Annotated in this window: 11 protein-coding genes; 10 read left to right on the plus strand and 1 reads right to left on the minus strand. The window is 47.1% G+C overall.

The genetic code is table 11. The features are described 5' to 3' along the window. The first annotated feature begins 19 nt into the window (after positions 1-19). The 10 genes from cheA to DMB82_RS08025 all read left to right on the plus strand — a co-directional run bounded on the left by cheA (position 20) and on the right by DMB82_RS08025 (position 11,657). Positions 20-2,023 carry a chemotaxis protein CheA gene (cheA, locus tag DMB82_RS07980; RefSeq protein WP_189338653.1) on the plus strand — a complete coding sequence of 668 codons (2,004 nt, stop codon included), beginning with the start codon at positions 20-22 and terminating at the stop codon, positions 2,021-2,023. A 31-nt stretch (positions 2,024-2,054) separates the two neighbouring features. After that, positions 2,055-2,552, plus strand: coding sequence for a chemotaxis protein CheW (gene cheW, locus DMB82_RS07985; RefSeq protein WP_014915920.1), 498 nt, complete (start codon positions 2,055-2,057; stop codon positions 2,550-2,552). Between the two features lie 135 nt (positions 2,553-2,687). Further along, on the plus strand, positions 2,688-4,364 hold the full coding sequence (locus DMB82_RS07990) for a methyl-accepting chemotaxis protein (RefSeq protein WP_102118428.1): 1,677 nt from the start codon (positions 2,688-2,690) through the stop codon (positions 4,362-4,364). Positions 4,365-4,760: 396 nt separating this feature from the next. Then, on the plus strand, positions 4,761-5,633 hold the full coding sequence (gene cheR / locus DMB82_RS07995; protein ID WP_102118429.1) for a protein-glutamate O-methyltransferase CheR: 873 nt from the start codon (positions 4,761-4,763) through the stop codon (positions 5,631-5,633). Continuing rightward, positions 5,633-6,685 carry a protein-glutamate methylesterase/protein-glutamine glutaminase gene (locus DMB82_RS08000; RefSeq protein WP_102118430.1) on the plus strand — a complete coding sequence of 351 codons (1,053 nt, stop codon included), beginning with the start codon at positions 5,633-5,635 and terminating at the stop codon, positions 6,683-6,685. Before cheR ends, DMB82_RS08000 begins: the two co-directional genes overlap by 1 nt. 38 nt (positions 6,686-6,723) lie before the next feature. Then, entirely contained in the window at positions 6,724-7,113 is a 390-nt protein-coding gene (cheY, locus tag DMB82_RS08005) for a chemotaxis response regulator CheY (RefSeq protein WP_095699942.1), read from the plus strand. A gap of 9 nt (positions 7,114-7,122) precedes the next feature. Next, positions 7,123-7,767, plus strand: coding sequence for a protein phosphatase CheZ (cheZ, locus tag DMB82_RS08010; protein ID WP_102118431.1), 645 nt, complete (start codon positions 7,123-7,125; stop codon positions 7,765-7,767). A gap of 245 nt (positions 7,768-8,012) precedes the next feature. Further along, positions 8,013-9,164, plus strand: a complete 1,152-nt coding sequence (gene flhB / locus DMB82_RS08015; protein ID WP_116162541.1) for a flagellar biosynthesis protein FlhB — start codon at positions 8,013-8,015, stop codon at positions 9,162-9,164. Further along, on the plus strand, positions 9,157-11,241 hold the full coding sequence (gene flhA, locus DMB82_RS08020; protein WP_116156114.1) for a flagellar biosynthesis protein FlhA: 2,085 nt from the start codon (positions 9,157-9,159) through the stop codon (positions 11,239-11,241). The genes flhB and flhA overlap by 8 nt, the downstream gene beginning before the upstream one ends. A gap of 5 nt (positions 11,242-11,246) precedes the next feature. Beyond that, positions 11,247-11,657 (plus strand): flagellar protein FlhE, encoded by a 411-nt coding sequence (locus DMB82_RS08025; protein WP_420849735.1) that lies wholly within the window; start codon positions 11,247-11,249, stop codon positions 11,655-11,657. Between the two features lie 71 nt (positions 11,658-11,728). On the opposite strand, the gene DMB82_RS08030 is transcribed toward DMB82_RS08025, so the two are convergent. Continuing rightward, positions 11,729-12,166, minus strand: a complete 438-nt coding sequence (locus DMB82_RS08030) for a flagella synthesis protein FlgN (RefSeq protein ID WP_102118435.1) — start codon at positions 12,164-12,166, stop codon at positions 11,729-11,731. Positions 12,167-12,170: the final 4 nt, after the last annotated feature.

Raw genomic sequence — 12,170 nt, forward strand, 5'->3', positions numbered from 1 at the left:
TGACCACGTGAGCATGGACATGAGTGCTTTTTATCAAACGTTCTTTGATGAAGCAGATGAATTACTTGCAGATATGGAACAACACTTATTGTTGTTGGATCCGTCAGAACCCGACACTGAGCAACTGAATGCAATTTTCCGTGCAGCTCACTCCATAAAAGGAGGCGCTGGCACATTCGGTTTTAAAGCATTGCAGGAAACTACACACCTGTTAGAAAACCTACTCGATGGAGCAAGACGTGGCGAAATGCGTCTTAGCACTGATATCATCAACCTGTTTCTGGAAACAAAAGACATTATGCAGGATCAGTTGGACGCTTATAAAACCGCACAGGAACCCAATGCTGAAAGCTTTGAGTATATCTGTCAGGCCTTGCGCCAGCTTGCTCTGGAGTCTAAAGCCGATGGTGACGCAGCCGCATCTGATGCGTCGGCCGCAACACAGAACTCTGCTAGCCCAGCCTCTAATGGTGTAGGTAAAGGTGAAATGCGTATTGCATTAACCGGCCTGAAGTCTCAGGAAATACCTCAGATGCTGGAAGAGCTTGGCAATCTGGGGACGGTTAAAGATCCTCATCAAACTGACACTAGCGTAGAAGTGACATTGGTCACGTCTGAAAGTGAAGACGATATTAGCGCGGTTCTGTGTTTTGTACTTGAACCTGAGCAAATCAGCTTCAAATCTGCTGTGGCCAGCCAACCTGTTGTCGCTGAAGTCGTAGAAACATTGGCTGTGGTTCAAGCACCCGCCGCAGCCGCTCCAGTGGCCCCGCCTGTGTCAGTTGCTGCAAAACCGCAAGTTGCGCCGGAAAATGGAAAAAATAAAGCAAAAACTGGTGATACCAGTATTCGTGTAGCGGTTGAGAAGGTTGACCAACTTATCAACCTCGTTGGTGAGTTAGTGATTACGCAGTCCATGCTGGCGCAGCGCTCAAGCGAACTCGATCCTGTGGCGCACGGCGATTTGCTCAACAGTATGGGGCAGTTGGAACGTAACGCTCGCGATCTGCAAGAATCGGTTATGTCCATCCGTATGATGCCGATGGAATATGTATTTAGCCGTTTCCCTCGACTGGTTCGTGACCTCGCTGCGAAATTGGATAAGCAGGTTGACCTAACGCTGATGGGGAGTTCGACTGAGCTGGATAAGAGTTTGATCGAACGTATTATCGATCCTCTGACGCACTTGGTGCGTAACAGCCTCGATCATGGTATCGAATCTCCAGATAAACGCGTAGCTGCAGGTAAGTCTGCGGTGGGTAACTTGACGCTTTCTGCGGAACATCAAGGCGGTAACATCTGTATTGAGGTTATCGACGATGGGGCAGGGCTCAACCGCGAGAGAATTCTGGCTAAAGCTTTGTCTCAAGGTTTGGCCGTGAGTGACTCGATGTCTGATGAAGAAGTGGGCATGTTGATCTTTGCTCCAGGTTTTTCAACCGCTGAGAAAGTCACCGACGTTTCTGGCCGTGGTGTCGGCATGGATGTGGTGAAGCGAAATATTCAGGAAATGGGGGGGCATGTCGAAATCCACTTCCAGGCCGGAAAAGGCACGACGATCAGAATCCTGTTGCCACTAACGCTCGCGATCCTTGATGGCATGTCTGTTAAAGTTAACAAAGAAGTCTTTATTCTACCGCTTAACGCCGTGATGGAGTCCTTGCAGCCGCAGTCGGAAGACCTGTATCCGTTAGCTGGTGGAGAAAGGGTATTGCAGGTTCGTGGTGAATATTTACCTCTCGTTGAACTGTTCCATGTCTTTGATGTAGATGGTGCTAAGACGGATGCTACCCAGGGTATTGTCGTTATTTTGCAAAGTGCGGGTCGACGTTATGCCTTGCTGGTCGATCAGCTGATTGGGCAGCATCAGGTGGTTGTTAAAAACCTGGAAAGTAATTATCGCAAGGTGCCAGGCGTTTCAGCCGCTACCATCCTTGGTGATGGCAGCGTTGCGCTGATTGTGGATGTTTCAGCGTTACAAGCGCTCAATCGTGAAAAGCGTGCGGTTGAAACTGCTGCTTAATAAAACAGATCGTTAATAAAGGGTGGAAAACATGACTGGACTTGCAAGCGTCACGAAATTAACTGGCGAAACAGTAGGACAGGAATTCCTGATTTTTACGCTGGGTGACGAAGAGTACGGCGTTGATATTTTAAAAGTACAAGAAATTCGCGGTTATGACCAAGTAACGCGTATTGCTAACACACCTTCCTTCATTAAAGGTGTTACCAACCTACGCGGTGTCATTGTACCGATCGTTGACTTGCGCATTAAATTCGCCAAGCAGGATGTTGAATACGATGACAACACGGTTGTGATTGTTCTCAACCTTGGTCAGCGTGTCGTCGGGATTGTTGTAGATGGCGTTTCTGATGTGTTGTCATTAACTACAGACCAAATTCGTCCCGCGCCGGAGTTTGCTGTAACGCTGTCAACAGAGTACCTGACTGGTTTAGGCTCTTTGGGCGAGAGAATGCTGATTTTGGTTGATATCGAGAAGCTGTTGAGTAGTGAGGAAATGGCTCTGGTTGATAGTGTATTGAAAGTCTAGCCTATCGGCCTCCAGGGGCTACGAAAGTGGCCCCGAAAACCTTCCTTAGTCATATCCTTGTCAGTTCAGAAATTCGTAAAGATATCCAGAATAATGCCGATATAATAGGTGGTTGGTCTACTCAAAAGGCGTTATATGTTTAACCGTATAAAAGTTGTTACAGGTTTGATGCTTGTACTCGTGTTGTTTGGAGCTCTTCAGCTTATTTCTGGTGGTTTATTCTTTAGTGCATTAAAAAATGATAAGGATATCTTCAGTTCAACGCAGGTTATTAACCAAAAGCGTTCCGAGCTGGATTCGGCATGGTCATATTTATTACAGACTCGCAATACACTTAACCGTGCGGGGACGCGTTTTGCGCTCGATGCAAGTGGTACGGGGGCGGGTGCTGGCGGTAAAGAGCTTCTTACCTCTGCTGAAAAGCAGCTCGCGGTGGCAAATGATTATTTCATTCGATATGAGAAAATACCTCAGGATGTACGACAGGATGACAGTATTTCTCGTGGTGTAAAAGAAAACTATGTCGCTCTAAATGCAGCATTGACTGAACTGATTCAGTTTTTGAACGCTGGGGAATTTAAGAAATTTATTGAGCAACCGACCCAGCGCTTCCAGGATAACTTTGAAAAAGCGTATTACGCTTATAAAGCTGAAAGCGATAAACTTTATCAGGCTGGTATAGCTAAAAATGATGCAGCTTACGACTCAGCGCTCTGGATCCTTGGCTTCATTATTGTGTTGGTTTTTGCGTTAGCGCTGATGTCTTGGGTTGGTATTCAACAGCTATTAATAAGGCCGCTAAATAATATTGTTGAACATATTCGTCATATTGCGAAAGGCGATATGACAAAAACGACTCACTTTCACAGCAGCAATGAAATGGGCATTTTGGCTGAGAGTATTCGCCATATGCAAAGTGAGTTTGTTTCAACGGTTAGTGCGGTTCGACAAGGTGCTGATGCCATTTATACTGGTGCTACAGAAATTAGCGCGGGTAATAACGATCTTTCATCGCGTACCGAGCAACAGGCCGCTTCATTAGAAGAAACAGCAGCAAGTATGGAACAGTTGACCGCAACAGTTAAACAGAACGCGGAAAATGCTCGTCAGGCCAGCCAGTTGGCACTCAGTGCGTCAGAGACGGCGCAGAAGGGGGGCAGGGTTGTCGATAATGTCGTCAAAACCATGCAAAATATTGCTGGAAGTTCGCAAAAAATTGCCGATATCACTAGTGTGATTGATGGTATTGCTTTCCAAACTAACATTCTTGCCCTGAATGCGGCGGTTGAAGCAGCCAGAGCAGGGGAACAAGGCCGTGGTTTTGCGGTTGTCGCAGGTGAAGTCCGTAGTTTGGCACAACGTAGTGCTCAGGCTGCGAAAGAAATTAAAAGTTTGATTGAAGATTCTGTCAGTCGAGTTGATGAAGGTTCTGCACTGGTTGAAAACGCGGGCGAGACGATGGGAGAAATCGTCAGTGCTGTCACTCGTGTAACGGATATTATGGGTGAAATCGCCTCCGCTTCTGATGAGCAAAGTAAAGGTATTGATCAGGTTGGCCAAGCTGTGACTGAGATGGACCGGGTTACGCAGCAAAACGCCTCCTTGGTTGAAGAATCTGCCGCTGCGGCTATTGCATTAGAAGAACAAGTGAAAGTGCTGAATCAGGCTGTTGCCGTATTCCGCCTCTCTGAAGATGAAGGCTCGTTTAGAAGGGCGACAACAGGCCCAAAAAACGCATTGTTGGCTTCATCAGTGAATGGCGGTAAAAAGGCGAAAGAAGGTTCATCAAATGATAATTGGGAAACGTTCTGATCAGAACCGTCATATAGACTATAAGTAACCTAAGATGTAGCGACATCGTTGATGAGATAACCCCCAGCCGCTTATATATAGGTGGCTGGGTGATTGTTGATTCGCCATAATGTAGAAAAATCAACATGCGAGTAGTTGATGAGTGCGCACTTGAGTTTTGTAAGTGATACAGCACTTGGCGGTTTGAAGCAGTGAAATTCATGGTATTGTTCAATCTGCAATTTGTGTTACAGACATGATGGGTGAGGTCGGCTTTGGTATTACCAATACAGTGTCAGTTTTAAATCGTAATTCGATGAATAATTGACGAATGACAATAAAAACCTGCGGTAGCTGTGAAGGAAAGTTCAAATTGAAAAAACATCATAGCAAGAATCAGTATCCGAGCAGTGTGATATGAAAAGTACGCCATCGAGAAATCGCCCCGAGTCTGCTTCTATTCTGACGCAGATGGTTGACAGATTGCCGTTGTCGGACACCCATTTTCGCCGAATCAGCCAGTTAATATATCAGCGGGCTGGCATTGTCCTTGCGGATCACAAACGTGAAATGGTTTACAATCGTTTGGTTAGACGTCTTCGCTTGCTTGGAATCAATGATTTCGGTCAGTACTTAGCGCTATTAGAGTCAGATCCTAATAGTGCAGAATGGCAAGCTTTTGTTAATGCGTTAACCACTAACTTGACAGCGTTTTTCCGCGAAGCTCACCATTTTCCTATATTGGCTGAGCATGCCAAAAAACGTCCCAATGGCTACACTATCTGGAGTACGGCCGCCTCTACAGGGGAAGAGCCATATTCATTGGCGATGACTCTTGCTGAAGTTTTGGGTAATAAAGCGAGCGGGTGTCAGGTATGGGCCAGTGATATTGATACCCAGGTGCTAGAAAAGGCAACCGCTGGCATCTATCGCCATGAAGAGTTGCGCTCTCTTTCTCCACAGCAGCTACAGCGTTTTTTTTTACGCGGTACTGGACCACATAGTGGTTTGGTTCGTGTTCGCCCTGAGCTTGCGTCAATGGTGCATTTCCAACAACTCAATCTGCTCGCACCTGATTGGTCCGTTCCCGCGCCATTTGATGCTATTTTTTGTCGTAATGTAATGATTTATTTCGATAAAGAAACTCAAGAGCGTATTCTTCGTCGATTCGTCCCAATGCTTAAACCGGGTGGGTTGTTATTTGCTGGGCATTCAGAGAATTTCAGCCAGATCAGTCGTGAATTTTATCTGCGTGGGCAAACTGTATATGGGCTGGCTAAGGAAAGATAATGAGCAAGATAAGAGTATTATGTGTTGATGATTCTGCCCTCATGCGTCAGATCATGACTGAAATAATTAATAGCCACCCTGATATGGAAGTTGTCGCTACTGCCCCAGATCCGTTAGTCGCTCGTGATTTAATTAAAAAATTTAATCCTCAGGTATTAACGCTGGATGTTGAAATGCCGCGTATGGATGGACTGGATTTCCTTGAGAAACTTATGCGTTTGCGCCCGATGCCTGTTGTCATGGTGTCGTCCTTGACCGGAAAAGGGTCAGAGATTACGCTTCGCGCGCTGGAGCTTGGTGCGATTGATTTTGTTACCAAACCACAGTTAGGTATCCGTGAGGGAATGCTGGCGTACAGCGAGTTGATTGCGGAAAAAATTCGCATGGCTGCTAAGGCGCGTCTACCGCAACGTAGTACTGCCGCCGAGTCGACAAAGATTATTCAGCATATGCCATTACTCAGTAGTGAGAAGCTGATCGCGATTGGTGCATCAACGGGGGGAACGGAAGCGATACGGCATGTATTACAACCTCTGCCGCCGACAAGCCCTGCATTACTGATCACTCAGCATATGCCACCGGGTTTTACGAAGTCTTTCGCCGAGCGTTTGAACAAGTTATGCCAGATTACAGTGAAAGAAGCAGAAGACGGGGAGCGTGTTCTTCCTGGTCATGCCTACATTGCTCCAGGCGCACGCCATCTGGAACTGGCACGTAGTGGGGCAAACTATCAAGTACGTTTAAATGATGGACCTCCCGTCAATCGGCATCGTCCATCAGTTGATGTGTTATTCCGTTCGGTTGCGCAATACGCCGGGCGAAATGCTGTAGGAGTAATCCTTACTGGGATGGGCAATGATGGGGCTGCCGGTATGTTGGAACTCCATCAGGCTGGTGCTTATACTCTGGCCCAAAATGAAGCAAGTTGTGTGGTTTTCGGGATGCCGCGTGAAGCGATTGCGATGGGTGGCGTCGATGAAGTGGTGGATTTGCACCAGGTGAGCCAGCGTATGTTGGCACAAATCTCTGCCGGACAGGCATTACGTATATAAGCAGCTCTTGGTGAGCAATAAATATTTTAGGAGTAGGTATGGCCGATAAAGAACTCAGATTTCTGGTAGTGGATGATTTTTCGACGATGCGTCGAATTGTCCGTAACCTGCTGAAGGAACTGGGCTTTAATAACGTAGAAGAGGCAGAAGACGGCGCTGATGCACTGAATAAGCTTCGCTCCAGTGCTTTTGATTTCGTTATTTCTGACTGGAATATGCCCAACATGGATGGACTGGAGCTATTACAGACTATTCGTGCTGACGGCGCGCTTTCCAGCCTTCCCGTGCTGATGGTAACGGCAGAAGCAAAGAAAGAGAACATTATCGCTGCGGCACAAGCGGGTGCTAGCGGCTATGTAGTTAAACCATTTACTGCAGCTACCCTTGAAGAAAAACTGAGTAAGATTTTCGAAAAACTGGGTATGTAAGGGGATCCTATGACGCCACATATGCCGTCCGTGAACGACACCGCTTCAGCAACCGAGATCATTTCGCGTATCGGCCAATTGACTCGTATGCTGCGCGACAGTTTGAAAGAGCTGGGTCTGGATAATGCGATAGCAGAAGCAGCAGAGGCTATTCCTGATGCCCGCGATCGTCTTGACTATGTTGTCCAGATGACTGCGCAAGCTGCAGAGCGTGCTCTGAATTGCGTAGAGGCTGCACAACCACGTCAAAACCAACTAGAAGCGGATGCCAAATCCCTGAAAACCCGTTGGGATGAATGGTTTGAAAATCCAATTGAATTGGCAGATGCGCGTGAATTAGTGACGGATACGCGTAGCTATCTTGAGGATGTCCCACAGCATACCTCGTTTACCAACGCCCAACTGTTGGAAATTATGATGGCGCAGGATTTCCAGGATCTTACTGGTCAGGTAATCAAGCGTATGATGGATGTTGTCCAGGAAATTGAAAAACAACTGCTGATGGTGTTGCTGGAAAATATTCCAGAAAAACCAGATTCACCTAAGCGTCCTAATGATGGTCTGCTCAATGGACCTCAATTGGACAAAGGAGCAGCAGGAATCGTCGCCAATCAGGATCAGGTTGACGATCTTCTGGATAGTCTCGGATTCTAATAAACCTTGCTTCAAAAAAAGAAGTCATCTTCTTTTTTGAAAAGGTTACCAGCACCGTCGCCCCAGTTATTTATGGCCAGTACTTATGGCCATAAATAACTAAATTCGTTTTTCTCTTCCTCTTAATTCTTACTATGCGTTAAAGAAGCGCTGGTTTTTCCCGTTGTTCCAGCCATAAAACTTTCTCGTATTTGTCATGCTAGGCAGCAAATTCCTATCCCGAAAGTCGTAACAGGAACGCCATAGTGGCTGAAGATAGCGATCTAGAAAAAACAGAAGCCCCCACTCCCCAAAAAGAGGAGAAGGCGCGTGAAGAAGGGCAGATCCCGCGATCGCGAGAACTGACTTCTGTTCTGATGATGGTCGCTGGTCTGGCTATTTTGTGGATGGGAGGCGAAGCTATGGCTGGCCGATTGGCCAGAATTGTCTCACAGTCGTTAAACTTTGATTACGCAACGATTGGTGATGACACTCAAATGCTACGGCATGTCGGCTCATTACTGCGTCAGGCTGTATCGGCGTTGATGCCAATTATGCTCGGTGCTGTGTTGGTTGCGCTGTCAGCACCTTTGCTGCTTGGTGGGATATTATTTAGTACCAAATCATTAAAGGTTGACTTCAAAAAATTAGATCCTATTTCTGGGTTGAAACGATTATTTTCCGCTCAATCACTCGCTGAGCTCTTCAAGGCAATATTGAAATCAGTCGTGGTTGGCATCATTAGTACCTTGTTCTTGATTCATAACTGGCCGAAGATATTGCATCTGGTATCTGAGGCGCCGATTGCGGCGATGGGTGATGCGCTAGAACTGGCCGTGATGTGTGGTTTCCTTATTATCATGGGCCTCATTCCCATGGTCGCTTTTGATGTGTTTTGGCAAGTTTGGAGCCATATCAAAAAATTACGAATGAGCAAGCAGGAAATTCGTGATGAGCATAAACAGAGCGAAGGTGACCCGCATGTTAAAGGTCGTATTCGTCAGCAGCAGAGAGCAATTGCTCAGCGTAGAATGATGGCTGATGTGCCGAAGGCTGATGTGATAGTCACTAACCCGACGCATTATGCGGTAGCATTACGTTATGATGAGAAAAAAATGAATGCGCCGAGAGTGTTAGCTAAAGGGGCAGGTGAAATTGCGTTGCGTATTCGTGATTTGGGAGCCGAACATCGCGTTCCTATTTTAGAAGCCCCGCCGTTGGCGCGAGCGCTATTTCGTCATTCAGAGGTCGGACAGCATATTCCGGCTGCGCTGTATGCCGCTGTTGCAGAAGTCTTAGCCTGGGTTTATCAACTGAAACGCTGGAAGCGGGAAGGTGGATTAATTCCTAGAAAACCGAAACATCTACCCGTGCCGGATGCACTGGATTTTGCTAAAGAGAATATTACTGATGGCTAATTTGGCCTCTTTGCTTCGTTTACCGAGTAATATGAAAGGTGGCCAATGGCAAATATTAGCCGGACCAATATTGATCCTGCTGATACTTTCCATGATGGTATTGCCGCTGCCGCCATTCATTCTGGATCTGTTATTTACCTTTAACATTGCACTGTCCATCATGGTATTGCTGGTTGCGATGTTTACACAGCGGACGCTGGAGTTTGCTGCGTTCCCTACGATTCTGCTGTTTTCTACTTTATTGCGTCTTTCGCTCAACGTCGCTTCTACCCGTATCATTTTGTTGGAAGGGCATACAGGGACTGCCGCCGCAGGTAAAGTGGTTGAAGCATTTGGTCACTTTCTGGTAGGCGGAAATTTTGCCATTGGTATCGTGGTCTTTATCATTCTTGTCTTAATCAATTTCATGGTTATCACCAAAGGTGCCGGACGTATCGCTGAAGTCGGTGCTCGCTTTGTATTGGATGGAATGCCAGGCAAGCAAATGGCGATTGATGCCGATCTTAATGCTGGGATCATTGGTGAAGAAGAAGCGAAAAAGCGCCGAGCTGAAGTCACTCAGGAGTCAGATTTTTATGGCTCAATGGACGGTGCTAGTAAATTCGTGCGTGGTGACGCTGTCGCTGGACTGATTATCATGGTCATCAACGTCATTGGTGGATTGGTCGTTGGTGTTGCGCAGCACGGCATGCCAGTAGGACAGGCAGCAGAAAGCTATACGCTACTTACCATTGGTGATGGATTGGTTGCCCAGATTCCAGCTCTGATTATTTCTACCGCCGCGGGTGTTATTGTTACTCGCGTGAGTACCGATCAGGATGTTGGCCAGCAGATGGTCACCCAGCTATTCAATAACCCACGAGTGATGGTGCTGAGTGCGGCGGTTATTGGACTCATTGGTCTGGTTCCTGGAATGCCCAACTTTGTCTTTCTGTTATTTACCGCATCTTTGTTAGCGCTTGCCTGGTGGATGCGTGGAGAACAGCAGAAAGAACCCGTCATGCAACCTATGCCAGCATCAATGGAGAAGCATCAGATTGTTGAAGCAAGCTGGTCTGATGTACAGCTTGAAGATCCGCTGGGTATGGAAGTTGGTTATCGATTAATCCCAATGGTTGACGCGCAGCAAGATGGCGAACTGCTGGGCAGGATTCGTAGTATCAGGAAAAAGTTTGCCCAGGAAATGGGATACTTACCGCCAGTGGTTCATATTCGGGATAATTTGGAACTTCAGCCTGCCAGCTATCGCATACTGATGAAAGGTGTTGAGGTGGGTAGCGGTGAGGCTCATCCGGGTCGTTGGATGGCGATCAATCCGGGTAATGCTGTTGGCTCTTTGTCTGGCGATATCACGAAGGATCCGGCGTTTGGGCTCCCAGCGGTCTGGATTGATAATGCCCTCAAAGATCAGGCTCAGGCTCAAGGATTCACTGTCGTAGAGGCAAGTACCGTAGTAGCAACCCACCTGAACCACTTAATTGCATTGCATGCCAGTGAACTGTTTGGACGGCAGGAAGCTCAGCAATTGATGGATCGCGTTGCGCAGGAAATGCCAAAACTGACAGAAGATTTCATTCCGGGCGTGGTGACGTTAACGACTTTGCATAAGGTCTTGCAGAATTTGCTTAGCGAGAGGGTTTCGATTAGGGATATGCGTACCATCATGGAGACATTGGCTGAACATGCGCCGGTGCAGCCAGACCCTTATGAACTCACCACGGTGGTTAGGGTTGCTTTGGGGCGTGCGATAACTCAGCAGTGGTTTCCAGGAGACAGTGAACTTCAGGTTATCGGTTTGGAAGGCTCGTTGGAACGACTCCTGTTACAGGCGCTTCAAGGAGGCGGTGGTCTCGAACCGGGGCTTGCCGATCGCTTGCTTGAACAGGCGAAACAAGCGCTACAGCGGCAGGAAATGTTGGGTGCTCCGCCTGTGCTGCTTGTGAACCATGCTTTACGCGCTTTACTTGCCCGATTCCTGCATCGTAGTCTGCCAAACATGGCCGTACTGTCTAATTTAGAAATCAGCGATCATCGTCAGATTCGCATGACATCAGTGATAGGGGAAGCTCAGAAGTGAGGATGATGATGCGTGCTCTGGCAGTATCCATGCTGGCACTCCCGTTCTGTGCCACCGCGACGCCAGGTAGTTGGAACGGAAGTATGCCAGGAATCAAACTTGATCATCGTGGCGAAATGGTTACGACGTCAGCTTTTGTTCCTAACATTGCTGTTAATCCAGATGAAACGATTACGACAATATATTGGCGGCACGTGATTGATTCAGCGATACCTGTGGGGCTTGTTGTGAAACTGTGTTCACAATCACCACAGCGCTGTGTTGATTTAGACGGAAGTGGTGACGGGCAAACCCGAGCATTTGACGGATTGGCGGCTAATAATGAGTTTCGTTTTGTATACTACATTGAAGGAAATGGTCGTATTAATCATACGTTCAGCGTGCGTACAATCGATATTGCGGTAAATTACAAGTAAGTTTTTAAACAGTAATTTAAATGAGTGGCTGTTTTAAGGATGAAAAGTCTCTGCCAGAAATGCAGAGACTTTTAGAATGTAATTTTTCTACCACCAACTGTTACACCTTTCGACTGACCATCTGGGCCATACAATCCCTGACCGTGCCGAGGCTTCAATATGTTGATGGCTTCGTTCGTGTAGGCAATATGCCGGCTAAGCAGAAGGCCATTATGCTGATTCTGATCATTCAAACGTCTGGTTAACTCTTGCACTTGCTGCCAGTAAGTCGACAGTTTTTCAATGCCGTCATAAGGCGCTTGCAACTTAAGAGTTGATTCAGTTTTATGGCGCTGCGTTTCCAAATGCTGCATCGTCGCTAGCAAGGACGTTTTTTTCTCTGTTACCTGTTGCAGCGCGATGCTATTAATATGGCCAGCGCAAAGCAGGGTTTGCTCTTCAGACATAACAACATCGAGGTCACGTAAGTTGCTCAGCAGCTGATCTAAAATAGCTTGCAGATTTTCCATAAAT

This window comes from Pectobacterium aquaticum, assembly GCF_003382565.3.
Classification (GTDB): domain Bacteria; phylum Pseudomonadota; class Gammaproteobacteria; order Enterobacterales; family Enterobacteriaceae; genus Pectobacterium; species Pectobacterium aquaticum.